Here is a 25,272-nt window from a genome sequence, read left to right as displayed (position 1 = left end):
CCCTCATGCCACAATCAGCTCGCGCACACCGGCAACGACGCCGGACACCGCCGCTCAGCAGCACCATGAAAGATCGAGGCGAGGTGTCCGCATACGGCGGGCGACCCCTTCCGCTGCAGAGGTCCGCGACATGGTTCAGCGTTATGCGAACGGAGAGTCGCTCGAACGTGTTGGTGAGCGCCAGGGGTTCTCAGCGGGCACAGTTCGGAATCATCTGATCGCTGCGGGGGTGGCTTTGCGTGACCCCCAGGGGCGTGACAGATAAAGACGCCGCGGCCGGGCAGTCCCCATTGGGTAGACCATGCCGTCGCACGTCTACAGGTAGAGGAGGGTGTCGGCGACTGCCTCTGGCAGGCGTTCGATGGCGCCGGAGCGTTCGCTCAGGGTGCGCAGGTTCCACCACGTTCGGGCGCGGACCTCTTCGGGTGTCTTGTTCCAGATCTGGCTGAGCAGGTGTTCGATGCGCTCTGTGTCGGCAGGTTTGCGGGCCCGGATCTTGCGAGTCGGGAAGTCTGTCTCGCACAGGACTCGTTCCGGGGGCAGTTGCCTGATCTGGTCCTCGGACATCGCGGCGTTGACCGAGAAGTACGCGTCGGTCTCAATCGCGCCAGCGATGTCGGTGGAATCACCGTTGAACCAATGCAGGATCGCACCGCGCATGCCGGCGGCCTGGAGGTGTTCGACGACCTCGGTTGCGAGGCCGTTGCTGTGGATGGAGACGAGTACCGGTTCGCTGCGGACGATGCTCAGTACGTCCTTGAAGATCGAACGCTGGCGTACCAGGTCGCCGCCTCGGCGGTCGAGACCGATTTCCCCGACCAGGGCGAACGAGCCGAGCAGAGCGGTGAAATGTTCGGGGTCCCATGCCTCGCGCGCTGTCGCTAGGCCGGGGTGGACGCCGATCCCCCAAACGAGCGCTGGATCTCGCCGGTTCTTGACTTTGCGGGCTTCGTCCAGGCTCCGGGTCATGGCGAACACGACGGATTGTCCGAGGGCCGCGATCTGTGTCGGTGTGACGTCCGGCGCGATGTGGGCGTGGGCGTCTAGTGCGGGGAGAGCAGACCTGCTCATATCAGGGTCACCTTTCCAAGTTCGGCGAGACCTCGGCGAGCGAGGTCGCTGATTTCGTCCAGGTCGGCGTCTGGGGGCCAGGTTCCTGCGTCGATCACGTCGTCGTCGATGCCGCGAGTTGTTGCGTACGAGATGGCGGCGCGGTCGCTGTAGCGCCGTTCAAGGAGTTCGAGCCGCGCGTTTCCAGTGAGTCCGTCGGACAGGTAGCTGGTCGAGTCGTTGACCCCCGCCGCGATGAATGCACCCCTGCGAGTGACGCATGCGTAGCAGAGGCCACAGTTGAGGGTCGAGTTTCCGCCCTTGATCCGAGCGCCGTCGAGTTTGCTACAGGACACCGTGAGCCCAGCGATGCGGTCCCAACCACCCGGTGGGTGGCTATCAGCGACCAGCCGCATCTCCTCCCCCTTAGTGAAAGTGGCGAAGGGATTAGTCACGGCGAGTGACAGGTTAAGGCTCTGCAGGAGCAGGTTGACCCGATAGAAGGTCTCGGGGTGGGTAGAACGAGTCGAGAGCGCGCCGGCCCGGTTGGGGTGTAGGGGGAGATTGAGACTGGTGAATCCGTTCTCCGGCACGAAGAGCTTGGAGGCGCCACGGCTGGTGGCAACGGCGGTTCCGAGCGCGAGGAAGAGCAACGAGCGGCTGCGGCTGGAGCTTTCCTTCTTGTCGTCGACTTGGGTGAACTCGATCTGCGTGTACGAGGGCGGTGGAGTGTGGGCTTCCTCCAGCCAGCTGTGAACGGTGTTTTGGGCTCGACGGACAGCGGTGGCGGTGTCGTAGTGACCCACGAACAGCGGCTCCTCGTCCAGAGTGGCGAGCAGGTGCAACGCTCCAAGATATGAGTCGAGCCCTCCGCTGAGCAGCGCGACAGAGTCCGCGCCACCAGAGGGTCCTGCGATCGGGTCATTCGGGGTGGTGGGGTCCTGGACGAGCTGGAGTTCCCAGGTGTCGCCTGTGAGCCAGAAAAGTAGCTGAGCGAGTTGGTCGATCGCCTCGCCCTCCCACGGCTCGGGATCGGCGACCTCTACCGTGAGATGAAGTCGCCGAGTGAAGGCGCTGGGTCTGCCAGAGAGTCGGTCGACGAGGTAGGCGCCGCCCGCGATGCGGACCAGATCGATCGCCTGCGTCGGGACTGGGCCCAGCGAGGGCAACCACCAGCCGACAGCGCTTCTTACGGTGTCCGTCCCACCGGCCATGGTGGGCCACCGAAGATGGTGACGATCCGCCGGGGGCTGGTTGGTGGAGGCCTCACCAGAGACATAGAAGTGTGTGAGCGGCATGTTGTCGCTTACCTCGCTCTCAGAACGCGAACGGCTCGTTGGGCAAGGTCAGCGGCCGCCTGGTGAAGGGCGTTCGCTGAGAGCGCGGGGCTGGCGTCGATGTCGAGAGAACGAACCTTCGCGTCGATCCAACCGCGCAGCATGCGCTCGCGCACTACTGCTTCGTTGCCGTCAAGTGTTCCGTTGATGATTTGGTCTTGGAGTTCGACAAGTCCCAGCTGGAAGATGTACGCGCTGACGAAGCCTTTGATTGCCTCGGTGGCGGTCGGGGGCTCGCCTTCGGTCCTCACGATCTTCTTGACCTGTTCCGTGGCCGCTTGGCGGATGGCTCGGTCATCGGGGTGTCCGTCGTCGCCGATCATGAGGGTGACGAGTCTGCTGATGCGAGCGCGAGGGCTGAGGGAGTCGAACTCGGCGAGTGACAGGCCGTAGTCAGCCAGCCGCTGGGCGTCGCGGTTCCGCAGCGCGTAGGCCGCACCGATCGTCGCGCCACCGCGTGAGGCTCCACCAATCACCTGCCGAGTGGACCGGCTCCCGGACCGCCCGGCGCCTGCGGATCCCCCGCCTGTTCCTCCTGCGCCTGCTGCACCTCCTGCACCGGCGCCGCGGCGGCCGGGAACACGTGGGCGCGGAATTGTCGGTACGACGTTGCCTCTGGTGGCTGGATCGTCGCGCCAGAGGGCATTGATAAGTGCTTGCCCTACTCGGTCGAGGTCGGACGCGGGTTGCGTCGGTTCAAATAGCTGATCGGAAGGCTGAGAAGGGCCCGGCTCTCCGGTGTCACCGCCGGTGCCGGCATGCCCTGAGCCGAGGTCGGACCATGCGTCTCGGAAGTCGTTCCATTCAGCAGAGTTGCTGCCGCCGTAAGCGCCACTAGTTCCCACTGACCTGCTCCAACTCCTCGCGCGCGGCGGTCTGCGTCGACGGGTGCAGTGTGGTGTCCTGAGCGGCACGTCTCACGAGCTGCATGAGGGTAGATCGTCTGCTTGTCGCGAGTTCGACGACCGCACCTGGAGTAAGTCGTGATCCCCAGCAGTGTGCTTCAACTCCGGCTGCCACATCCTGCTCCAGTGCGGGCGTCTTCCCGACCCAAAGCACTGCGCCGCGGACCACTGCTTCGCCGTCATCCAGGCGCTTGGCCGTGGCGAACAGAACATCGAGAGCTGCCCGTTGCTCGTCTTCCCCGCGCTCGCTGAGAGCGTCGGCGGCCACGTTCCGCGCAGCATCACTCTCGCCGAGCAGATCGTTGATCAGCGCCAGCACCTCGTCGGAGACCTGAGCGCCCATACTCACGTTGATCAGGCTCGCAGCGAGGGTGAGATACGGGTCAAGGTTCTCGCTTCGCAGTGACGGAGGGGCAGCGGCCCATTCCTTCGTCGCTTCGTCGATGCCCTCTGGGAGGGTCGCGTCCTCGCCCTCCTCACCGGAGGGGTTCGCCCACGCCTCCCACCGGGCCACGATGGACTTGCGCTCTTGAACCGACGCTCCCGCCAACGCGTTGAAGGACGTGCGGTGAAGTTCTTCGAGCAGCAGCATCTTGATCATCACGGCCGGGGGGATCGTGACGCCGCGAGCGCGGGCGATCGACTCGCGAACGCCAAACGCGTTGAGGAAACGCTTGATCTGGCGCGGGTTCGACCGCCGATCCGCGCTGAGCCCTTCGGCAAGCTGAATCGCAAGCGCGAGGTCTTCGTCAGATGGCTTGACGGCGAGGTCGTCGAAGCCATGCAGCAGTGGAGACTGGTTAGCGTTGCGTCGGGCACGGACGTGCTCCGCGAGGGCCTGCAGGTCCGACTCCTCCATCGAACGGCCAGCGATCAGGAGGCCGATGTAGGCCTCCGCATCGGCGGCGGACAGACGCGGTAGTGCAATCGGGAGCTGAACGATCTTCTCCAAGTAGCGCTGGGCGAAGATGTCGCCGCGGCGAGCGCCATCCAGGCTCACCGAGATAGCGTCTCGGACCATGTCCTGGTCCGCTGCCAGGACGAAGACCATCTTCTCGGTCGAGAGGAAGAGCTTGATCGCCTCCAATGTAGCGGTCACCGCATCCGGCAAACATCGATCGAGGTCGTCGACCAAGACCACGACACGCTCAACGTTCGGTATGAGCGCGAGCAGCTCCTTGTAGGCGTCGTTGAAGCTGGCCATCGAGTCCGGCCCGCCCGGGTCCTTGGGCTGGAAGATGTCCGCGATCTGTTGCGGGTCGACCTGGAAGGTCAGCGCGCCCTTGGCGATGGCGACCGCGGCTCGGCTCCAACTGATGCGTCCGAGCAGTTCCTTCGCCTTGTCGGCCACCTTGGCCCTGATGCCTGGATCGGGGATCTGGCTCTCGATGCCGTGCAGAATCTCAGAGATCAGAGTGCCTTTGACATCCGCCTGGTCGTCGTAGGCCCACGGGTTGGTCGAGACGACGAAGCAGCTGTCGTCGTCCTGGAACTCGGCCTCGATCAGCTTCAGGATCGTGGACTTTCCGCCGCCCCACGGGCTCTGCACCGACAGCGTCAGCGGGTGAATGCTGCGTTCGCGGACCGCGGCGACGATCGGCTCGACCACGGCGTCGAACCCGAGGAGGTCTAGTGTGCTCGGGTTGTCGTCCCATAGCCGGATCTGTGGAAGTGTCGCCGCCATAGCCTGCCTCGCTCTCTGGCGATGGCTCGGCTGCGCGAAATCGCCTGGTGTCAGAGATTCATGTCCCCCACAAGTATCTCGACAAGTTGGCCCCCATGGGGCCACGACACGACTACGGGATGCGAGTGAGCCCGTCTTCATGGCGACGTGTGGCGTGAGCATCGGGCTGCAGCCCAAGCATGAGAACTCACCGCCTACCCCGCGAACAATCATTCGGAGCGGTCGACGGCCTCCACAGGCCAACCGTTGGCGGGTTAGAGGTGGAGGTGCCGCGTCGCTTGGGAGGCGGGGCGCCGACGCTCGTCCTGGAGGGTCGGGCGGGTCAGCGTCCGGAGCGCGGTTTCGGCGCGGGCGCGGTCGATCTTCTGCGCCGTGCCTTCGGGCTGGGCGCCGAGCGGTGTCGGATCGGTGATCTGGTACCGGTCACGGTAAGCAGCGACAACCAGGGCGCGGCATCGCCACTGCTGCCGCTCCCGCCCAATCGCGGGTATCGGGCCGAGTGCGGTAACCCATGGCTCGTGGGTGTGGAGGGCGGCGTCGAGGACGGCTTCTGCTCGGGTTTCGATGAGGTGGCGGCGTTCGGTCAGCGCTTGCTGCATGTCGGGGGTCATGGGGCCGGTGGCTTCGGGAATCAGCCCGGCGATGAGACGCGGGGCCAGTCGTGTGCGGCCGGAGCCGGCGGGTCGGGTGGTGGCGTTGGCGAGGCGGTGGTGGATGACGGAGGCGATGTCGTCGGCGTCAGCGAACCCACGAGCCTTGATGAGGCGTGGCAGGAGGGCGTCGACGTTGTGGTGGTTGGCTTCGGCCCGGCGCAGTTCCGCAGTCAACGCGCCGAAGGCATCGGAGTCGATGACGGCTTGCGCTTGCTCGTCGGTGAGCCCTGCGCCGCGGACCAGGGTGGTCCAGCGGTCGAGTTGGGCTGCGGCGGCGATGGTCTCGTACTCGGCAGCGAGTTGGGCGATCGAGCCCCACCGGTCCTGCTCGACGGTGATGGTCTCGTGCGCCGACAGCTCAGCACCGCTGTGTTGCAGCACGCCGTAGAGGACCGTGCGGGCGGTGGCGTCAGGGTTGTCGCCCGGATGCGCCGTGGCGTGATCGTCGGGACGGTCAAGGATGACGTAAGCCAGGTTCGACTCCCGTCCGCGCGTCATCGCGACATACAGGTTCTCCCTGGTGGTGGTGGGTTCGACGAGGACGTGAGCGGTGTCGGTGGTGAGGCCTTGGGCGCGGTGGGCGGTGACGGCGTAGCCGAGGTTCTGTAAACGCACCTACCTCTCACGCGAGTAGGAAGGTGGGCCGACTGATGGGCGACAACGAGCATGAACAGACTACGGGATCAGGGTCGCTGTTGCGGGCGGTGGTGTACGTCAGGATCAGTGATGACCCGGAGGGCAGCGAGCGTGGAGTTGACCGGCAGGAGGCCGACTGCCGCGCCTACGCCGCCGCGCACGGCTTGGAAGTAGCAGCCGTGTTCCGAGAGAACGACACGTCGGCGTTCAAGCAGCACACGATCACTCTGCCCTCGGGTGAGCGGGTGCGGCGGGTGATCCGCCCGCAGTTTCGCGCAATGCTCAAACACCTGAGCGAGGGGCAGGCGCAGGTGATGGTCGCGTATGACTTGGATCGGGCGGTGCGCGACCCGCGCGACCTGGAAGACCTCATCGACGCCAAGGTGCTCGGTGAATTTGGGGTTCGCTCGGTGACTGGGTCTCTGCGCCTGGACACGGATTCCGATGTGGCGATGGCCAGGGTGCTGGTGGCGATGGCGAACAAGTCATCCGCTGACACTGCGCGTCGGGTCGCGCGGGCGGCAAAGCAGCAGGCCCTCGAGGGCGCGTGGCATGGGGGCAGGGCGCCGTTCGGGTACCGCGCCGAGAACGGCGTCCTCGTCATCGATCCGGTGACCGGGCCGATGGTGGTCGAGGCGATGCAGCGGGTGCTGGCCGGTGAGTCCCTGTACCGGATTCGCAAGGACTGGAACGAGCGCGGCGTGCTCACCACGCACGGCTGCGCGTGGTCGGACAGGACACTGAAATTGATGCTGCGCAACCCTTCCACCAAGGGAGTGCGCGAGTATCGGCCGATCTTGCCGGATGGCACCCGCTCCAAGACCTCGCTCATGCAGGTGAAAGCGGCGTGGCCTGCGATCGTGGACGAGGACACCTGGCAACAGGTCTCCGACGTGCTCGACGCGCGGAAGAAGGCGCGGAACCTCCACCAGCCCGGCAGCGGTGCGGCGAAGCGCATGTACCCGTTCTCAGGGCTCATCCGCTGCTCTGCTTGCGGAACGGCGATGCTCCACCGAGGTCCGGTGTATCAGTGCGTGCAGGCCACCCGCGGCGGCTGTCACCGCTCGATCCGCTCAACTGAAGTCTCGAAGCTCGTAGAGGAAGCGGTGCTGGCGACGTTCGAACAGATCACCCTGAACCCCACCAAGCGCCGAGCACCCGGCGGCGACTTGACGGCGCGTGTCGGATTGGCGGCCACACTCGATGCCGACCGAGAGCGCCTGGCCCAACTTGATGATGACCATTACGACGGGCTGATCGACAAGGCCATGTGGGTGCGGCAACGGGCACGGATCGCTGAGCGCATCGAGGCCACCCGCCGCGAGTACGCCGCCGCCGTACCCGAACAGCACGTGGGGCCGAGCATCGACATGACTACCGTCGCCGCCGAGTGGGAGGGCCGGACGCCGATGTGGCAGTACCAGGCCACCAGCCTGGTCCTGCAAGCCGTGCTCGTCCACGCCCACCCCGCCGATATGATGACCGCCGTGCCCAAGCGCCGAAACGAGAGCACCGAGGCGTTCCACGCCCGCCGTGACGCGCACCGAGCCGACGTTCTCGCCCGGCGGATCGAGTTCATCTGGCGCGCGTGACTCCTGACCGGGTGCTGTTGGTCCCGTTCCCTGGCCGCGCAGGCGGTTCAGGGTGCGGGGCCTTTCCGTATCTTGGCGACGGCGCGCACCGTGGGACGAGGTGCCGTGCACAGTCCTCGCAGTTCGTCCAGCACCGCCGGATCATCCACCGTCGCACGCAAGCCCTGGGCTTGGCGTGAGGCAGCGGCCAGGCGTGCTCCCAACGTGGAGACGGCAGGCTGTGACAGCGGAGCGGAGGAAGTAGGAGTGACAGTGGTGGTAGCGGTGGGAGTGCTCATGCTGATAGGTACGACGCCCCTCCCGCACGCTCATCGTGGTTCAGGGCTCGGTCTGCTTGTCCGGGTTGGCGGCCCATATCGCAGCCAGCAGACTGGTGTCGCAACGCAGGGAATCGAGGGGTTCTCCGCTGAGCAGGCGCAGCAGCACCCCGTCGCCGGTCGCAGTACCAGCGTGCTTCGAGGCGGGATGCCCCAGAACGATCCGCAGCAACGCTGCCCACGACCTCGGCGGTATCCCCAGCAGTGCCGAGATAGCGCGGTCGCGGCGTAGCACTTCTACCGCGTTCGGCCGGGAGGTCAGATCGCCGAGCCGGTAGGCGAGGTGCTCGATGCAGTCGGTCACGAGCACGGCATCCCAGCCCACCGAGGCGAACAGCCCGACTATCTCCGATAGGACGGCAGCAACCCGAACACGGTCACCGGAGTCTTCCTCATCGTCGATGGTGGGGTCGGTGACGTGGAAGGCGGGGTGGTAGTCGGGAAGGTTCTCTCGTTCAGCGAACCGGATGGCGTCGTGGAACCCAGTGAACCTGGACATGTGGCGCACCTTGGCGGGCGCAACGAGCATCCCCGCCGCCCGAACCTCGACGCCACAGGTGATCTGCACCGCGCGAGTAACCACCGCCCACGGGTTCCCCGCGTTCCGCGTCGAGGGGGCGAGCATGACCTCGAACGCAGCTGAAGCCACCTCCCACTCATCCAGCCCGTACTTACGGGCCAGCCGTCGGTACCTCTCTGCCGTGTATCGCATCAGTTCCGCTGCTTGACGGTCACTGCGCCAGGCCCCAGGCCCGGCATCGTGCAACCGGATCAGCAGGGCACGCAAACCCTCCGGCGTCTCAAACCCGTGACGCGGCGAGCCATCCGGGGCTGCGACATCGTCGCCTGTACTGGGTGGGGTGTGTTCGGTCACGGTGGCACCTCCCGAGAAGGAGGTGCGCCACAAGCACCCACGCCATGACGTGCGCCTGCACGCCTTTACGTCCGCCGATTGACAGCAGGCACTTCGCTACGTCGCGCTCTGCACAGTGCTGTTGGTTTGGCGCGAGTCGCCAGAAAGCCATTCAAGGTCTGCTTCTCGGCGTACCCGCACCGGCCTGGCGGTCACGGATTGCAGGCGAACGAAGCGCGACGGATCCGTGCCAGATGCTCGGTTTATCACCGGATATGCGACTATTTCGTCGGATCAATCCCCGTTCAAGGCCATCCCTCGTTGATTATCGGAGTGGTGGCCCAGCGCCTTATACGCGCTCGGGGCGAAGGCCTATACCGATGACGCGAGCGGCGGTTTTCTGCAACCAGCGCGAGCGGCGAACGATTTTTGCTGCAGCGGGCGTCTTATAAGTGTCGTCGAGGTGTTTCGGGTATAGGTCGGCAAGGATCTTCCCCTGGCCGGCCTGAATGATCCTTGCTGGTCTTTCTCGCCGTTTCTGCACTCGTCGCAGCAGCGCCTCCGTCGGAGTCTTCCCTGCTGCGAGGCCTGGCCCAAGCATGCGAGATGCTGCCACCGCGTCCTGTATCGCCAGGTTGATGCCGACACCCCCAGCGGGAGACATGGCATGTGCGGCATCGCCGATGCAGAGCAGGCCGGGGCGGTGCCAACACTTCAGGTGGTTGACCGAGACGCTGAGGAGCTTTAGGTCATCCCAGGACTCGATCTCCTGGGTGAATCGCTCCGCGATATTAGGGATGGTCTGGCGTATCCGGTCGGCGACCACACTCGTGGGATAAGTGCGCAAGTGGTCGTATTCGCCTTTGGGGATGCAGTAAGCCAGTTGCCAGTACGATCCCCGGTCTACGGCGACGATGGTGAACCCCGATCCGACACTGACGAAGGGCACCTGGTCGTCGTCTTCCCGGCTGATCCGGAACCAGAGCACATCCATCGGAGCGTCGCTCTCAACGGGGGCGAGCCATGCGCGTGTGCGTACTGTGGAGTGGCGGCCGTCCGCTCCGATAACGAGCCGTGCCGTGAGCGTCTGCTCGCCATGGGGGGTGGTGTAGCGCACCCCGTGTGCCTGATTGCCCTTGATGAGCAGCTCGGTCACTTGGGCTTCGCGGATCAACTCGAACGATGGGTACGCTCGGGCTTCTTCGGCGAGGAAGTCGAGGAAATCCCATTGGGGCATGAACGCCACATAGTTGTAAGGCTCTGGCAAGAGGGAGAAGTCCGCGAACACGGACTCACCATCCGGGGCGGACACAGCCACGGTCTTCATGCGCCGGTGCGGGATGTTGAGGAATCGGCCGACGATACCTAGTTCGTCCATGACTTTCATCGTGGAGGGATGGATCGTGTCGCCACGAAAGTCTCGGAGAAAATCGGGATGCTTCTCCAATACCCGCACGTTCACGCCTTGACGGGCCAGCAACAGGCCGGCCATCATTCCGGCGGGGCCGCCGCCTACGACGACGCAATCGACGGTTTCTTCACTCTTGGTCGAGTCCATACATTCTCCTTTCAGTGGCGTACTGTCGTGGCCGGTGACGCGGCCATTTCGCTGGGGCGCTTCTGGCGGGCAAGAAGCGCCAGGATGAGTCCGCCGGCTGCCCAGATCGCCAGTGCCCACCAGGACGTGCTGGCGGTGGTGTCGGGGAAGTAGCTGACGGTGCGCGTGAGAGTGGTCGTCGCGCCGGGGATGAGCCACTGGCCGATGTGCCCGAGTCCGGCGGGGAGGAACTGGTAGGGCACGGCGAACGCGGCCCACGGCATCGCCGCGAACAGCGTTACTGCCGCTGCGATCCCGAGTCCCGCCCGCCCGAGCAGGCCGTGCAGTCCGACAAACAAGGCGCTCGTCGCGGTGAGCGAGAGCGACAGAGCGGCCCAGACCAGCCCGAACGATCCGGGGTAGACCTGGAGCCAAGTGCCCAGCACCAGCGTGAGAATGAGTCCGCCACCGACCCCCAAGCCGAGGACAGCGCTGATGCGCTGCCAACGCCCGGCGACGGTGAACGCGATCAGGATGCTCGCCAGCAGAGTGCCCACGGTCAGCGGGATACCGGCGGTGGTGAGTCCGACTCCGTTCGGGTCTCCCTCCGAGTACGGCACGACGTCGGTGACCTGCACCGCAGGCAGGCTCTCCGGGAGCTGGTTGAGCATCGTGGCAGGGTCACCCTCGCCGCTGGCGAGCGCTTCCTGCAGCTGCCCGATCACGCCCGCGTACATCTGTTCACTGGCGTTGATCTGCACTTGGGAGGCCATCTCGGTCATGAACGCCGCTGGCACCTGCCCGTTCGCGGACGCGGTCAACACCTCCGGCTCTTCTCCGAGCACGAGCGCACCGATGAACTTCCGCTGTTCAATCCCGGTCACCGCCGCATCGCGATCATCGACCACGACGATATCCACGACCTCGCCCAGTCCGCCCTCGGCAGCCTTGACGAATCCCTCGACGGCCTCCGGCTGTCCGGTCACCGCCACCGAGATGCCATCGGCCTCGCCTTCGGCCGATGGCCACACGAACGCCACCGCCAGCAACGTCAAAGCCACTGCCGCCACCGAGACGATGCCCCACACCCGACCCCAGCGACTCCCCGTCGCGATCGTGGACTCGTTCCCACTCATGCCTACACCTCCAACAAAACGAATGATCTCTCTCTATGCTAGCCATGTGGGAAGTTCAGTCGTCAAGCCGCGCGGGGAGTTGGCTTAGTACGATGGGGAAGATTCGTTCTTTATCGGTAGGGAGGGTGTAGGTGCCGAAGATCAGCGAGGCGCAGCGGCAGGCACGGCGCGATCAGATCGCACAGGCTGCGGTGGAGCAGTTCGCCGCGCGTGGCATCCACTCGACCTCGATGGCGAACATCATCGACGCCTCTGGCCTGTCGTCCGGGGCGATCTACACCCACTTCTCGGGCAAGGACGAGATCATCGCCTACGTCGCCCGCGCCACCGTCAGCGGCGTGTTCAGCGGACTGGAAGGGGTGTTGGACTCAGACCCGCTCCCCAGCCCCGAGCACCTCATGACTTTGATCACTGAACGGATCACGCAAACGGACGTGCCGACCGGCTTCATCGTGCAGGTCTGGGCGGAGGCCGTCACCAACCCGATCGTTCGCGGCGCTGCGAACGAAGTCTATGCCGGGGCTTTCGAGTTCTTCCGCGAGTACGCAGCGCTCTGGCTCTCCACCGGCGGTGGACTCGACCCCCGGCAGGCCCGCGCTCAGGCACCCCGCCAGGCGCGGCTGATGATCAGCCTGATCTACGCCCACATCTTGCAGACCCCCCTCATCGACAGCCATAACACTGGCGACTTCATCAACGACACCGCCGACCTTTTCACCGCCCTCACCCGCTGACTCCCCAACGAGTCAACAGCCCTGACCCGGCAACCCGTTCTGTTCTGCCCCCGCGCTGCCGTCTGCTCTCTGACATAACAACTTCTCAGACTCAGTAGTTGATGCACGGATGCTACGGCCGGGGCCGTAGTGCGCACCTCTCCTGCAAGGACGACCTTGCGGGAGGCGGTGACAGGCGTGAAGGGCGGCGTGATCCTGTTCCGCGGCAACGGTGCCGCCGCTCGCCGCTATGTCGAGTCCGACCGGTCCGGCGCGGACGAGTACTACCTCGGCGCCGACGACGCCGTGGCCGAGTACGCGGTCCTCGACGCCATGGGCGAGGTGACGGTCTCTCGGTCGCTGACGTCTGCTGAATACGAGGGGTGGGTGGACTGGATCAACCCGGTCACGGGCGAGCAGATGGGTACTCCACGTCTGCCGGGTGACGGGCGCAAAGGGTCGCCGTTGTTCGCGGAGATGACGATCAACGCCCCCAAGAGCCTGTCGGTCGCCGCCGCCCTCCACCCCGACGTCTCCGCAGCGCTCGATGCCGCGCAGCAGGACGCCCTCGCCGAGATACGCCGCTGGCTCGGCCAACACAGCGTGACTCGGGTCGGCCCGAGGGGCGCGCAGGAGGTCGTGCCGATCGAGCACATGCAGGTCGTCGGCATCCGGCACAAGACCTCGCGGGCGGGTGATCCGCACCGGCACATCCACATGCAGATCGGCACCAGAGTGTTCGCGGCTGGGAAGTGGCGAGCGTTGGACACGGTGGCGTTGTTCAAGCAGCAGGGCGCGATCCGCGCGATGGGCAGCGCGGTGATCGCCGCGCACCCGCAGCTCACCCAGACCCTCACCGAGCACGGCCTGACCCTCGACCCCGTATCGGGCGAGGTGGCGGAGCTGGAGCCGTTCAACCCGGTGATGTCGAAGCGGTCGGCACAGATCAGCCGCAACCTCGACCGGCTCGAAACCGAATGGGAACAAGCCCACCACGGTGAGCAGCTGGGGCCGGTGATGAGCGCACGGTTGCAGGGCATCGCGTGGGCACACCAGCGCCCCGGGAAGAAGCCGGCCGATCTCAAGAACGAGCAGTGGTGGCGGCAAGAACTCACCGACGCCGGCTACGACCCCGAGCATCTGGAACGCAAGCCCGTGCAACCCGCGATGTCGCTAGATGACCTTGCCGTGCAGGAGGTCGCATCGCGGGCACTCGACCGGTGCGCCGCCGGGGCGTCGGCGTGGACCCGGCACACGATCCAGGAGCACATCACCCGGATCACGACCGAGGCAGGCGCGCAGGCCACACCGGCGGAGTTGCGGAAGTTCATCGCGGTTGCGACCGATCTCGCGATCGATGACTGCTTCTCGATCCTGCCACCCGATGCGCCGACACCGGAACACGTCGCCCACCTGACCAGTCTCGGCGTGATCGCCGCCGAGACCGCGCTACGCGACCAACTCACCACCGCAACACCACACCAGGAGCCGGAACACCCGGACGTCACCGAGGCCGCGCAGGCGGCAAAGCTCGATGAGGGGCAGACGGCTGCCGCTGCGGCGGTCGCGTCGGCTGATCCGCTGGTGATCGTGGAGGGTGCGGCCGGGGCCGGGAAGACGACGATGCTCGGCGTCGCCATCCACGTTGCCGCCGAGCAGGGCCGTGGGTCGCGAGTGGTCGCCCCGACCTTACGAGCAGCACAAGTCGCACACGACGACCTCGGCATCCCCGCCACCTCGGTTGCGGCGCTCGTGTATGCGCATGGGTGGCGATGGAACGATGACGGCGTCTGGACCCGCCTCGCGCAGAGCGATATCGACCCCGACACCGGGCGCAGCTTCACCGGCCCGACCGAAGAAGGGCGGCTGGTGCGGGGTGAGCGGGTGATCGTGGACGAGGCCGGGATGCTCGACCAAGACACCGCCCACGCCCTCCTCACCATCACCCAAGAGGCAGGCGCAACAGTCGCGCTCGTCGGCGACCGCGCCCAGCTGCCCGCCGTGGGACGGGGCGGGGTACTCGACATGGCCGCCCAGATCAGAGGCCGCACCTACGACATGACCGAGCTGCACCGCTTCACCGACTCCGCCTACGCCGCGCTCACTCTCAAGATGCGGGACCGGGAGAACCCCGGCGACGTGTTCGACCAACTGGTCACGATGGGCGTCGTGACCCTGCACGCCGACGACGACGCGGCCCGCGACCACATCACCGCCAACGCCCGAGACGGGGAGGCGATCACGGTGGCGACCAACGAGGAAGCTGCCGCGGTGAATGAGCGCATCCGCACCGGCCGGGTCGAACAGGGCGAGGTGGACGACACGGTGACGGCGACCGGCAGCGACGGCCTGCCCATCGGGGCCGGTGACCTGATCCAGACCCGGAAGAACGACACCAGCCTGGGTGTCGCGAACCGGCAGCAATGGATCGTGCAACGGCTCATCGATGATGGCACCGTGTACGCACGTGAGGTCGGCAACAAGCAGAAGAACCTCCGCACTGTCGCCCTCCCGCCCGAGTACGTGAACGAGTACGCGCACCTGTCCTATGCGACGACCGCCTACGGCGTCCAAGGCGCAACCGTCGATACCGCCCACACGATCCTGTCGGAAGCGACGACCGCGGCAAACGTCTACGTCGGCATGACCCGAGGCAGCGACACCAACCAGCTGCACGTCGTCGCCGAAGACCTCGCAGACGCCCGGGCGCAGTTCAACGACGCCATGGAACACGACCCAGCAGACCGCGGCCTCGACCACGCCACCACCCAAGCAGTCGAAGCCGTGCGTGGCTTGGTCACCAACGGCCCTGTGCGGCTGGTCACGGACGAACTCGCTCGCCTTTACGGTGAGGTCGAACGCGCGCTGCGGGCGGCGGAACGCTGGGAACAGATCGCCGACAGGTTCGACGCCCAACGTGAGACTCACCGCGCCGAGACGGACGAGAACACCGAAGCCCTCCGCAAGGCCGAAGAAGCGGTCGAGCAGATACGTGTCGAGGTCGCAGGGCCGCTCACCGCCCGGGCTGAGGCCGATGCCGCGGCCTACCTCTCCGCCGTCGCAGACGAGACCACGGCAAGCGCCCGCCTCGCTGCTGTCGGCCGGTTCGGCAAGCGTAAGGCCCGCACCGAGCATCGCGCCGCGACCGAACGCGCCCGGGAGCTGCGCGGACAGGTCGCCAACGAATGGGGCACCACCCCGAGCGCTGCTGACCAGCTCACCGCATGGGCGAGCAGAGTCGCCGCCAGCCACGCCGAGGCCGATCCCCGCGTGACCGAGGCGGTGCAAGGCGTGGCGGCCGTGACGGCCGGGCAGAAGACGATGCGGGAACGTCACGAGCAGGAACACCTGGCACTGCTGGTCAGCGAGTACGGGACCGAACGCGCCCGCCGCATCCACCTCGGCATGCGTGAGCCCGACCCACACCGCCGCGCCCGCGCCGCGCGTACCGAGGCCGCCGCCACTCGTGCCGAAGCCGACCAGCTGCGCGCTCTGCCGATCGTCGAAGCCGCCGCCCGCATCGACGCCAAGCAGGCCGAGCGGGCCGACCAGCGGCAGCGAGCGGCTGAACGCGCACAGCAGCTCCGCGACCCGTTCGAACATGACACCCACCGCCACGACCCTCGGTCAGACGGGCCGACACGGACCCTATAGAACCGCCGGTCTTAGAACCGTTGGTCTCCGAGACTCCGGATGGAGTTGCATCTGCCGGTACCGCGTCGGAGTGATCCCCGCATGCTCGCGGAACGCCTCCGTCGCACGGTTCCGCGACTGCCATCCGACCCGACGGCCTGCTTCCGCGATCGAGACCTCGGGCTCGCGTAGTTGGCGGCTCATCTCCTGCACGCGCAGCATTGTCAGGTACGCCAGCGGTGTCTTCCCGAACGCCTCCACGAACACCCGGCTGAGCTGCTTCGGCGACAGATGAACTGCGTCGGCCAGCTCCGTCAGGTTCCAGTCATGCGCGACATCGCCGCGCAGCAGCGCCTCGACCTGACGAGCCTCGGCCCGCAACGGTGCGAACCTGCGCTCGCGCGGCAGGGTGGGCCGGATATGGGCACGCTGGTTCGGGGCGATCCGGTGGGGCGATACCTCGATGAACGGCGACACCTGGTCGATGATCGAAAACCACAACGCCTGGGCCCGGTGGAACCGGCTCCGGGCGAGCTCGTCCGTGGTCAGAGCGACCAACTCATCGACCCAGGGCATCAACATGCCTGCCCGGTGCTCACCCAGCCGGAGTATCTGGGCCGGTTCGGTATAGATCGTGTCCGCGAAGTCCTGAGTGTCGAGGCGGTCGCAGAGCATATCGACGTGTTGCCAGAAGAGCTGGTCGAGCACGTAATCGGAGTCGGCGTAGATCGTGGACACCGTGATGTGCCCTTCCGGCTCGGAGCCGCACAATGTGTTCGCGGCCAGCAGCACGACATCGCCGACGTTGATCGGGTGTTCCCCGAACTCGCTGAACAGGATCGCCGACCCGTCGCGCACGACTATCAGCTTCACGAAGTCATACGCGACGGGTCCGACGGACCGGTAGATCGTCCGGTTGACTGCCCGCAAAGCGGCGTGTCCGGTCATCTCCTGCCCTCGTACCGCCCCCTTGCCGGAGGTAGGCACTGGAGCTGTGGCCGGGCGGTAGTCATGGTCAGACGCCTCGTGCGGTTGCGGTTCGCAGTACGCGACCGCTGAGCAGCCAGGTGGACGCGGCGATGAGCAGTCCGATCAGCGCCGCGAGGGTAAGACGGGCTGGCGTGTCGGCGGTGAGCGGCCAAGCGGTGGGGCCGAGTACCCAAAGCCAGGTATCGGCGAGGACATCTCCGCCGAGGGTGATCCCGAGGATCATGATGATGACCGTTGCGCCGAGCGCCCAACCGACGCCGTAGCGGACGGTGAGCCAGAGTGCTCCGAGGACGCCGGCCGTGCCGAGGATCAGCCAGAGCAGTCCGGAACGCAGCAGCGAGACGATGGTCGCCGGGTCGGTCTCGCCGCGCAGGACGGTGTTCGCGAGTGTGCAGAGGGTGACGGCGAGAGTGACGACGGTGACGCACAGCACGAGCCAACTGCGTACGGCAGCAGGGATATTGCCGCGCCGCAGCACGAGGATGCGCCAGCCGGGCGTGAGAGCCTGCCAGGCGAGCACGACGATGATGCAGGCGCCGAGTGGGAGCATCGCGTAGGTGTGCAGGCCGAGAAGGTAGCTGTTCGGGTACACGGCTGCGACTGCGACAGCCAGCACGACCGCCGCGACGCAGAGCGGGATCACGGCGCGGGAGCGCATGACGGTGCGTATCGCGCCGAGCGCGCCGGGGCGGGTGCTGCGTCGGCCGACCGGCCGATTGTCGGTCCGGCCCTCCGTACGCGCAGCGCCGACCCGGATGAGTCGCACGCCGAGGACGACAGCGGCGAGCAGCAGCCCGAGAACGAGAGCGAGTGCCGGGGACTCCTGGGCGAGCGGATCGGTGGGATCGAGGGGTTCGGCGTTCTGGTGCGCGCCGAGCAGCGGCAACATCGCCCGCACCGCCCAGGTGGGCGGGAGCACCGGCCAGACGGTGATCTCCGCGGCGAGGCTGCCGATGACCTGCCAGGCCCACGCGGCGAGGAAGACGGGGATGAGTCCCCAGGCTTCGGTGGCGACGTAGGCGAGGGCGAGCACACCGAGGGTGGCGATCCAGCAGCTGGCCCCGGCCCAGAGGATTCCAGTGACGTCGGTCGGTGCTCCGGCCAGGAGCGAGAACGGAATGACGGTCCAGAAGGCCAGTGCATGGAACAGTGCCGATAGCGCGGCGAGGACGAGGAAGCGCGCGAGCACGATGGTCCGCGGGCTGACCGGCCGCCAGAGCGTGCCGCCCTCGCGCGCGACTGCTTCGCGGGCGGTGGTAAGCCCGGCCAGCAGGGTGAGCAAGGGGGCGGCCATCCCCGTGACGTACAGCGTCTGCCACAACAGAGCCGCCCGCTCCTGACTCTCGGGGGTGATCAGAATGCCTGCGAAGCTGATGCCTGCGATCACCAGCCCGAGCCAGGGCAGGTAGGCGGCGGCCGAACCGCGGGTGCGTACGGTCTCGGCGCGGACGGCTGCGACGAGCGGGCGCATCAAGCGGCCTCCGACCGTGCGGCATCGGGCAGGGTGAGATCGAGGAACGCCTGCTCCAGTTGCCCGGCGGGCGCGAAGTCTTCGAGGGTTCCCTGGTAGCGGCAGCGCCCATCGGCCAGGACGGAGATGTCGTCGGCGAGTTGGGTGATCTCGCCGAGCTGATGGGAGCTGACGAGCACGGTCCGCCCGGCGGCGGCGTAGTCGCGCAGCAGATGCCGCAGTTCGACGATTCCCTGCGGGTCAAGCCCGTTCTGCGGCTCATCGAGGATGAGCAGGTCTGGTTCGGTGAGGATCGCGATCCCGAGCGCGAGCCGGGCCTTCATGCCCATCGAGAAGTGCCGTGCACGTTTCCGGCCGGTCCCGGCGAGTCCCACGATGTCGAGGACTTCCTCGATACGTTCCCGGCCGACCCCGGTGAGACGGGCGTGCACGAGCAGGTTGTCGAACGCGCTGAGATGACCGTAAATCGCAGGGCCGTCGATGCTGGCCCCGATCCGCTCCAACGTCGTCCGGCTCCGCCCGCCTCGCATCGAGGTGTCCCCGAGTACGTCGATCGTGCCGGAGTCGGCGTCCATCAGCCCCAGCAGGATGCGGAAGGTCGTGGACTTCCCGGCACCGTTGCGGCCCAGCAGGGCGTGGACCCGCCCGGTGGTGACGGTGAGGTCGAGGCCATCGAGCACCACCGTATCGCCGCGTTGCAGCCGCACATCGACACAGCGGACAGCGGCGGCGCTTCGGTCGACGGCAGTGGCGGATGGGCGTGCGTGATCGTCATGAGAGACCATCGCGTGGTTCTCCTTTCGCGGATGATGGGGTCAGGCGTCGCAGACGGTGAACGCGAAGGTGCGCAGCGTGCCGATGGAGCCGTCGGAGATCTCGCCGATGTCGGGCAGGTCCTTGTTCTGATCGACTGCGTTGAGGGCGTAGACGGTGCCGTCAGGGGCGGTGAAGGTGAGGACCGGGTCGCTGTCGGAGTTCTGTTCGCAGGCGACGGTGCCGTGGTCGACGGTGAGGTTCCAGGAGTGCCCGAAGTCGTCCTTGCTGACCTCGGCCGGGTTGCTCGTCGCGGTTACCTTCGGCCCGTCGACAGGGAAGTCCTCGGGATGTTGCATGCCGTTGCACCCGGCCAGCCCAATCGTGCCGAGGATGAGGGCACCGGCCGCTGCGGCGAGCCGTCCGGTGCGGCGGCGCGGGGTCATGGGGGTCATGGGGTCTCCTTCAGTTGGGCGAGTGCCATGTAGCCGTCCTCGAGGTTGGGGTCGGCCGGGCTCGCGTCGGCGGGTGGGGTGTCGGTGATGATCCGGTATTGGGTTCCCGCCCCGGTGGTCGTCGCGTTGACGACGGTGACGTGCTCGGGCGGCGGTGCGGTGCGGGCTGCGGTGAGCCAGGTGCGTCCGCGGGCGGCGTCGATCAGCCCCTCGGTGGGGCCGTCGTAGCGGGCCCGGCCGTCGCGGAGCACGAACACGTACGGGCAGGTCTGGGCGACATCGTCGAGGATGTGGGTGGACAGAATCACGGTGCGGTCCTGGCCGAGGCTGGCCAGCAGGGTGCGGAACCGCATCCGCTCTTCCGGGTCGAGTCCGGCGGTGGGTTCGTCCACGATCAACAGCCTGGGGTCACCCATGAGCGCCTGCGCGATGCCGACGCGGCGACGCATCCCGCCGGAGAACCCGCCGATACGCCGATCCTGCGCGTCGGTCAACCCGACCCGGGCGATCAGCTCGCGGGCCTGCCCCTTTCGTGCGCTCGCGTTGTCGATGCCCTTGAGGACGCCGACGTAGTCCAGGAACTCCAGCGGGGTGAGGTTCGGGTACGGTTCGACGTCCTGCGGCAGATAGCCGAGCGTCTTCTTCACCGCCCGCCGGGTGGACGCGTCGGCGAGGTCGTGGCCATCGATCTGCACCCGGCCGCGAGTCGGCTGGATGATGCCGCACAGGATGCGCATGAGGGTGGTCTTCCCGGCCCCGTTGGAGCCGAGCAGCCCGATCATGCCCTGCGGCAGATCGAGGGTGACGTCATCGAGTGCGGCCGGCTTCTTGCGGAAGTCCTTGCCGAGATGATCCATCGAGATGAACATGCGGTTTCCTTTCAACGCTTCCGGGTGCGTTCGGCCAGCGACGACCCGGCCAGCAGCAGGGCGGCGATGATGACGAGTTGGAGGACCAGGGAGATGGCCGCGTTCAACGGAGTGCCGTCGAACCCGAGGGGACCTGTGGCGGGATAGATCGAATCGGCACCGAACCAGCCGGCGACGATCGCGTCGCCGATGACGGAGAACACGGTGCCGTTCGGGGTTGGGAGCGGCAGCACAGAGCTGGAGAAGATCAGGAAGAACCACACCAGCACCGCCACGATCCGTCCCAGCGCTTTCGGCATCAACACACCACAGACCCCGGACAGTGCCATCGTGATCAACGCCGCCGGGGCAACGATGGTCGCGGTGACGGCCAGCGCGCCCGGTAGGGACCAGGGATGCCCGCTGATCGTCTGCATCAGCCCCATCACCAGCAGCACCGCCAGCGACGGGGCGATGACGACACTGAACGCTCCGAGCACCCGCGCGGTCCGCAGCAGCGCACCCGGGGCGGGAGTCGAGGCTTCGAGCTCGTGCATGCCGAGCTTCGCTTGTGCGGTGAAGAAGTCCGCGAACGCGGCCGCGTAGGCGATCCCGGTGAACATCGCGATGATCTGCCCCGAGAACGCGAGGTCTGCGATCCCGCCGGTACCGGGCCGGGCTGGGGAGATGACCGCGAGCAGTGTCGCGAATGCGGTCAGCGGGATCGCGGTGAACCAGAGTGCCTTCTGCCTCCGCGCGGCTCGGGAATGCGTGCGGGCCAGGTCGATGAGGGTCATACCGTTGCCACCTTCGCGATGTTGCGTTCCGAGTTGCCGAGCCGCTGCCAGGCCAGGACCAGCAGGACCGCCGCGGCCGCAAGCGGCACGCCCCGCTGCAAGTGCAGTGGGAGCACGTACGGGTCCCAGAGCATCGCGAGGAACATCCACGCTGCGACGACTGCGATCGTCGTGGCTGACGCGGTCCCGGCGTATGCCGCTGCGAACAGGGCGATCACCGCGACGAGCACGACTGCCCCGGCAGGTGAGGCCACGCTGGCCCACCCGATATCGCGCGGCCACATCCCGAGCAGATGCAGGGGCACGACCATCACGACCGCACCAGCCAGCCCCGAGACGGTGACGAGTAGGCCGCGCAACAGTTGGACGGTGCGGAAACCGACGGTCGTCGACTCGTGCAGCTCGATCAGCGGGTCACCGGTGAGGGCGACTGCCACGCACACCCCGGCGCAGATCACAAAGACCTGCGCCAGCCAGGTCACCAGCGTCATCGCCTGCGATGTCGGCCACGCCGACGACACCAGCCAGCCCGCGACCGCGACCAGGCCGCCCGCGATCACCGGACCTACGGCGATGGGCAGGCCAACGCGGCGCCATTGCGTGCCCAGCAGCGCTCCCGACATCCGATCCACCTTCCTGAACCAGGCCGACGCGCAGGGTGCTGTTCGGCCTTCACTGGATCAGTAGCGGTCCGGACGGGGAAGGTTCACACCGGTTCAGGAAGTCCTCCGCGGCGGGCAGCGGCAGACCGGGCGGAGATGATCGCAGCGGCAAGGATCAGGATGCCGAGCGCCGCGACACCGGCCGGGGTGATCGCCTCCCAGACCACGCCAGAGATCGCACCGAGACCGATGCTCATCGTGCTGTTCGACGCCGGAGTCACCAGCGGAATCAACACCAGGCCGGCGATCATGCCCGCCCACGGCACTGCCCAGATCGCTACGAAAGTCGCGACACCAGCGATCACCGCCAACGGGACCAACCAGCCGGCCAGTAGCGCGCCCAGTCCACCGGTGTGCCCCCACGCCGTCACCACCACCGACGCCGCGGTCCCGCAGACCACGTCGAGAACCAGCACGATCCCGATCCGCGCCATCACGACGACCTGCGGCCCCAGCGGCGTCGACAGCGACACTGCATCCGCTCGGCTCGGCGACAACGCCATCGTCACCGTCGCCGCCACGCCCAGCAGCATCAGTGCGGAGAACCCCGTCACGGCCGCCGACGCCCCCTGGCTCACCCCGAGGAAACGGGCGGCGAGCACCGCCATCGTCACCGTCACCAGCACCACCGGCAGCACGAGCCACGGCACCACCCGCACCTGCGCCCACGCCAACGCCCCAGCCAATCGCAGGCTCCGGGCCGCGGACCAGCGCGGTGCGTCGAGCGGGGACGGCTGCGCGGCTATACGGCGATGGATCGTCGAGAAGTCCGGGGCCTGCGCGGCACGCTCGGACTCCCACCGGCGCAGCACGTCGCGGATGTCCTCGCCCCGGTTCTGGTTCGATTCGTGTTCAGGCATCCTGCCTCCTCAGTTCCTCACGCAGCTGCCTTCGCGCCCGTGACACCCGGCTCTTGACCGTCCCGACCGGCACACCGACAACGTCGGCGATCTCCTCGTACGGCAGCTCGTGCAACCACGCCAACCGCACCACCTCAGCCAAGCTCTCCGGGAGCGCATCGAGCGCATCCAAGACGGCAGCCGCCTGATCGGCGGCCAAGACCAGTTCGGCCGGGCCGAGTTCGTCCGAGGGCAGCTCGTTCGCCTGCTCTTCGTCGAGGGGCACCTGTGGCAGGCGTTTGCGGCGGGTGTGCATGTAGATCTGGCGCTTCGCGATACCGAGTAACCAGGTGAGCACCTTCGCGTCGCGCCGGAACGCGCGCGCCGATCGCCAGCATCCCAGCCAAACATCCGCACTCACCTCCTCCGCGACCCCACGGTCCGAGACCCGGGCGAGAACGAACGCGAACACGACCGACGCGTAGCGGGCATACAAGTGGCCGAGCGCACGCTCGTCGCCCCCACCGACCAGAGCCAGTAGGTGATCATCGGTCTGCATATCCCCGCTCTGCACCAACCAGCTTCACCTCGCTCCGCCGTTCCCGTCCGATGTCCATCACCAGATCAGTAGCGCCCAGGCACTCCTAGGTTCACTCCACTCCCGTCCTATCAGGACCAACTGACGACTGACGGAGCGCGCTGAAGGAGACGCAGAGCCTCACAAGCGTCTACTGGCGGGACCCTGTTGCCGAGCGCAGTCACTGCCTGGATCGATGTAAGGCCAATGCTCCGGATCGGCAACTCAGACCTCTGGCAGGGTGGGTCCCCGCAACTCACGGCCGCGGTATCGGCACCCACCGCCGTAGACTGGGGCGCACAGACACACGATCACGGTAGGTGTGTTTGGGGTACCTCGGCTAGCCGAGGTCGACGTGCTCAGCCACGTAGTCAGCGGGCAGGACGATGCTGTTGCCGAACCGGGCACCGGGTGGGCGGATCGTGACCGACCCATCGCCGTGCACGGCGGTGATGGTCCAGGTTTGGCCGTTGCGGACCCAGCCGTGCCGGTTCCGCAGCCGACGGTCATTGCGGCGGGTGATGATCGTGTCACCCACACCTGCTGCCGATCCGTCGGACAGGGTGATTTCCGGGCCGGGCTTCAGCGTGCCGTCCAGGATGAGGTCGGCGCGGGCGCGGACGTTGAGGGCGGTGACGTTCTCGCGGGTTTCGGCGATCAGCACCGACGCCAATCCCGCCTGGCGGTCGTGTCGCCAGGCGGTGTAGGCGGCATCGGTCATGGCCTCGGCGTCACCGTCATGGATGCGGTCATGTGCCAGGTAGGTATCGATGACTGGTGCGCGGCCGTGTCGCAGCTCCAGGGATGCGGTCTTCTCCCAGGCGTGGGTGAAGCGGTGAACGTCGACCAGTTCGGGAGCATCGTCGCGGTCGTGGATCAACAGGCTGAACGCACCACCGGCATCGACGGACTGGAGCTGGGCGTAGTCGCCGACCAGCAGCACCTTCGCCCCCGCCTCCTCCGCTGCCTGCGTGATCCGGTCCAAGGAGAGGGTGCCGGCGAGGGAGGCTTCGTCGATGATCACGAGCTGCCCGGCCTTGAAGCTGGCGTCGGTGTATCGGTGGGTGGTCCACCACTTCGCCGTGTTCTCCGTGGCGATCCCCAGATCATCTGCCAGCACTTGCGCCGCCACCGCGGACGGGGCCAACCCCACTACCGACCCGGCACCATGCGAGGTCTCCCATGCCCGGCGGAGTGCGTTCATCGCGGTCGTCTTCCCAGCCCCCGCCGGCCCCACCAACACATCCACCACCCGGCCCGACACAGCGACCGACGCCAAGGCTGCGGCCTGGTCGGGACCGAGCATCCGACCGTCGGCGTCAGGCTTGCTCGTGATCGTTTCGACGGTGGAGAGGTCGATGCTCGGCCCGGTGGTGGTGCGTGCCCGTTGCAGGAAGCGGTCCTCGGCGGCCAGGAGGGTGTCGGACGAGAACACCGTGGAGTGCTTCGGCCGAAACACCGAGGTGCCCTCCAGGCGACGGAACTCCACCGGGCTCGTGGTCAGCTCGGGCGGTGTCAGACGCACGGACGCCTGTTCGGCAGCGTCGGCGACCATGGCGGTGATGGCTTCGCGGTCCTCGACGGTGGCGAACCGCCACCCCATCGTCTGGCGGGCAGCTTCGGCCATCAGGTTCCAGCGCCGCCACGTCGAACGCTTCTCCCCCACCACCTCAACCACCGACCGCCCCACCTGCCCGATCAGATCCAACGGCACATCATCAGCCCGCAACAGCATCTGCTGGGGTGTACCAAGGTTCTTGGACAGTCTTCTATGAGGAAGGATCAAGGACATGGCAGGAAGATCCAGGCGTAAGTTCAGTCCCCAGTTCAAGGC

Annotated in this window: 20 protein-coding genes and 1 pseudogene; 3 read left to right on the top strand and 18 right to left on the bottom strand. The window is 66.9% G+C overall.

Annotation, left to right across the window (positions count from 1 at the left end; all coding sequences use genetic code 11):
- Nucleotides 1-315 precede the first annotated feature (315 nt).
- The 5 genes and pseudogenes from CJ197_RS14100 to CJ197_RS14080 all read right to left on the bottom strand — a co-directional run.
- Entirely contained in the window at nucleotides 316-1,071 is a 756-nt protein-coding gene (locus CJ197_RS14100) for a TatD family hydrolase (RefSeq protein WP_041102998.1), read from the bottom strand.
- On the bottom strand, nucleotides 1,068-2,264 hold the full coding sequence (locus CJ197_RS14095) for a queuosine biosynthesis protein queC (RefSeq protein ID WP_102237371.1): 1,197 nt from the start codon (nucleotides 2,262-2,264) through the stop codon (nucleotides 1,068-1,070). Before CJ197_RS14095 ends, CJ197_RS14100 begins: the two co-directional genes overlap by 4 nt.
- 92 nt (nucleotides 2,265-2,356) lie before the next feature.
- Nucleotides 2,357-2,863 (bottom strand): hypothetical protein, encoded by a 507-nt coding sequence (locus CJ197_RS14090; protein WP_101967810.1) that lies wholly within the window; start codon nucleotides 2,861-2,863, stop codon nucleotides 2,357-2,359.
- 358 nt (nucleotides 2,864-3,221) lie between these two features.
- On the bottom strand, nucleotides 3,222-4,976 hold the full coding sequence (locus CJ197_RS14085) for a P-loop NTPase fold protein (protein WP_158239517.1): 1,755 nt from the start codon (nucleotides 4,974-4,976) through the stop codon (nucleotides 3,222-3,224).
- Nucleotides 4,977-5,230: 254 nt separating this feature from the next.
- A pseudogene (locus CJ197_RS14080) lies at nucleotides 5,231-6,232 on the bottom strand (conjugal transfer protein); the annotation flags it as partial.
- Between the two features lie 47 nt (nucleotides 6,233-6,279).
- Here CJ197_RS14080 and CJ197_RS14075 point away from each other — a divergent pair.
- Nucleotides 6,280-7,857, top strand: a complete 1,578-nt coding sequence (locus CJ197_RS14075; protein ID WP_102237369.1) for a recombinase family protein — start codon at nucleotides 6,280-6,282, stop codon at nucleotides 7,855-7,857.
- Nucleotides 7,858-8,175: 318 nt separating this feature from the next.
- On the opposite strand, the gene CJ197_RS14070 is transcribed toward CJ197_RS14075, so the two are convergent.
- The 3 genes from CJ197_RS14070 to CJ197_RS14060 form a co-directional block, all read right to left on the bottom strand.
- The gene (locus CJ197_RS14070; RefSeq protein ID WP_102237368.1) at nucleotides 8,176-9,048 is read right to left on the bottom strand and encodes an exopolyphosphatase; all 873 of its coding nucleotides are present in this window, start codon (nucleotides 9,046-9,048) and stop codon (nucleotides 8,176-8,178) included.
- Nucleotides 9,049-9,376: 328 nt separating this feature from the next.
- Nucleotides 9,377-10,585 (bottom strand): FAD-dependent oxidoreductase, encoded by a 1,209-nt coding sequence (locus CJ197_RS14065; protein ID WP_102237367.1) that lies wholly within the window; start codon nucleotides 10,583-10,585, stop codon nucleotides 9,377-9,379.
- Nucleotides 10,586-10,596: 11 nt separating this feature from the next.
- The gene (locus CJ197_RS14060) at nucleotides 10,597-11,652 is read right to left on the bottom strand and encodes a hypothetical protein (protein ID WP_146007787.1); all 1,056 of its coding nucleotides are present in this window, start codon (nucleotides 11,650-11,652) and stop codon (nucleotides 10,597-10,599) included.
- A 179-nt stretch (nucleotides 11,653-11,831) separates the two neighbouring features.
- On the opposite strand from CJ197_RS14060, the gene CJ197_RS14055 reads away from it, so the two are divergent.
- Together CJ197_RS14055 and mobF are read left to right on the top strand one after the other, a co-directional pair.
- Nucleotides 11,832-12,434, top strand: a complete 603-nt coding sequence (locus CJ197_RS14055; RefSeq protein ID WP_102237365.1) for a TetR/AcrR family transcriptional regulator — start codon at nucleotides 11,832-11,834, stop codon at nucleotides 12,432-12,434.
- Nucleotides 12,435-12,602: 168 nt separating this feature from the next.
- Nucleotides 12,603-16,067, top strand: a complete 3,465-nt coding sequence (mobF, locus tag CJ197_RS14050; protein ID WP_233190997.1) for a MobF family relaxase — start codon at nucleotides 12,603-12,605, stop codon at nucleotides 16,065-16,067.
- Here mobF and CJ197_RS14045 read toward each other — a convergent pair.
- The 10 genes from CJ197_RS14045 to CJ197_RS14000 form a co-directional block, all read right to left on the bottom strand.
- Nucleotides 16,062-16,994, bottom strand: coding sequence for a helix-turn-helix transcriptional regulator (locus tag CJ197_RS14045; protein ID WP_102237363.1), 933 nt, complete (start codon nucleotides 16,992-16,994; stop codon nucleotides 16,062-16,064). The genes mobF and CJ197_RS14045 overlap by 6 nt on opposite strands.
- 67 nt (nucleotides 16,995-17,061) lie before the next feature.
- Nucleotides 17,062-18,507, bottom strand: coding sequence for a hypothetical protein (locus tag CJ197_RS14040; protein ID WP_073117283.1), 1,446 nt, complete (start codon nucleotides 18,505-18,507; stop codon nucleotides 17,062-17,064).
- Nucleotides 18,507-19,214 carry an ATP-binding cassette domain-containing protein gene (locus CJ197_RS14035; RefSeq protein ID WP_233190996.1) on the bottom strand — a complete coding sequence of 236 codons (708 nt, stop codon included), beginning with the start codon at nucleotides 19,212-19,214 and terminating at the stop codon, nucleotides 18,507-18,509. The genes CJ197_RS14040 and CJ197_RS14035 overlap by 1 nt, the downstream gene beginning before the upstream one ends.
- A 108-nt stretch (nucleotides 19,215-19,322) precedes the next feature.
- A complete protein-coding gene (locus CJ197_RS14030; RefSeq protein ID WP_199173951.1) occupies nucleotides 19,323-19,715 on the bottom strand; it encodes a hypothetical protein in 393 nt (130 codons plus the stop codon).
- Nucleotides 19,712-20,584 carry an ABC transporter ATP-binding protein gene (locus CJ197_RS14025; RefSeq protein ID WP_073117282.1) on the bottom strand — a complete coding sequence of 291 codons (873 nt, stop codon included), beginning with the start codon at nucleotides 20,582-20,584 and terminating at the stop codon, nucleotides 19,712-19,714. Before CJ197_RS14025 ends, CJ197_RS14030 begins: the two co-directional genes overlap by 4 nt.
- 11 nt (nucleotides 20,585-20,595) lie before the next feature.
- Nucleotides 20,596-21,360, bottom strand: a complete 765-nt coding sequence (locus tag CJ197_RS14020; RefSeq protein WP_102237362.1) for a murein hydrolase transporter LrgB — start codon at nucleotides 21,358-21,360, stop codon at nucleotides 20,596-20,598.
- A complete protein-coding gene (locus CJ197_RS14015) occupies nucleotides 21,357-21,983 on the bottom strand; it encodes a hypothetical protein (RefSeq protein WP_102237361.1) in 627 nt (208 codons plus the stop codon). Before CJ197_RS14015 ends, CJ197_RS14020 begins: the two co-directional genes overlap by 4 nt.
- Before the next feature lie 83 nt (nucleotides 21,984-22,066).
- A complete protein-coding gene (locus tag CJ197_RS14010; protein WP_233190994.1) occupies nucleotides 22,067-22,834 on the bottom strand; it encodes a hypothetical protein in 768 nt (255 codons plus the stop codon).
- Between the two features lie 40 nt (nucleotides 22,835-22,874).
- Nucleotides 22,875-23,420: an RNA polymerase sigma factor gene (locus CJ197_RS14005; protein WP_073117307.1), complete on the bottom strand. Its 546-nt coding sequence runs from the start codon at nucleotides 23,418-23,420 to the stop codon at nucleotides 22,875-22,877.
- A gap of 358 nt (nucleotides 23,421-23,778) precedes the next feature.
- Nucleotides 23,779-25,272 (bottom strand): AAA family ATPase (locus CJ197_RS14000; protein WP_199173950.1); only part of this gene is annotated, 1,494 nt, incomplete at its 5' end.

The sequence above is a fragment of the Brachybacterium sp. UMB0905 genome (assembly GCF_002871795.1).
GTDB lineage: Bacteria > Actinomycetota > Actinomycetes > Actinomycetales > Dermabacteraceae > Brachybacterium.
This window is presented reverse-complemented; position numbering and strand designations above follow the sequence as displayed.

What these genes read in the sequence shown, in the direction of transcription:
- CJ197_RS14045 (WP_102237363.1), bottom strand. Translation starts at nt 16,994, where the DNA reads ATGACCGGACACGCCGCTTTGCGGGCAGTCAACCGGACGATCTACCGG.
- CJ197_RS14020 (WP_102237362.1), bottom strand. Translation starts at nt 21,360, where the DNA reads ATGACCCTCATCGACCTGGCCCGCACGCATTCCCGAGCCGCGCGGAGG.
- CJ197_RS14030 (WP_199173951.1), bottom strand. Translation starts at nt 19,715, where the DNA reads ATGACCCCCATGACCCCGCGCCGCCGCACCGGACGGCTCGCCGCAGCG.
- CJ197_RS14085 (WP_158239517.1), bottom strand. Translation starts at nt 4,976, where the DNA reads ATGGCGGCGACACTTCCACAGATCCGGCTATGGGACGACAACCCGAGC.
- CJ197_RS14100 (WP_041102998.1), bottom strand. Translation starts at nt 1,071, where the DNA reads ATGAGCAGGTCTGCTCTCCCCGCACTAGACGCCCACGCCCACATCGCG.
- CJ197_RS14005 (WP_073117307.1), bottom strand. Translation starts at nt 23,420, where the DNA reads ATGCAGACCGATGATCACCTACTGGCTCTGGTCGGTGGGGGCGACGAG.
- CJ197_RS14025 (WP_073117282.1), bottom strand. Translation starts at nt 20,584, where the DNA reads ATGTTCATCTCGATGGATCATCTCGGCAAGGACTTCCGCAAGAAGCCG.
- CJ197_RS14095 (WP_102237371.1), bottom strand. Translation starts at nt 2,264, where the DNA reads ATGGCCGGTGGGACGGACACCGTAAGAAGCGCTGTCGGCTGGTGGTTG.
- CJ197_RS14075 (WP_102237369.1), top strand. Translation starts at nt 6,280, where the DNA reads ATGGGCGACAACGAGCATGAACAGACTACGGGATCAGGGTCGCTGTTG.
- CJ197_RS14065 (WP_102237367.1), bottom strand. Translation starts at nt 10,585, where the DNA reads ATGGACTCGACCAAGAGTGAAGAAACCGTCGATTGCGTCGTCGTAGGC.
- CJ197_RS14040 (WP_073117283.1), bottom strand. Translation starts at nt 18,507, where the DNA reads ATGCGCCCGCTCGTCGCAGCCGTCCGCGCCGAGACCGTACGCACCCGC.
- CJ197_RS14015 (WP_102237361.1), bottom strand. Translation starts at nt 21,983, where the DNA reads ATGTCGGGAGCGCTGCTGGGCACGCAATGGCGCCGCGTTGGCCTGCCC.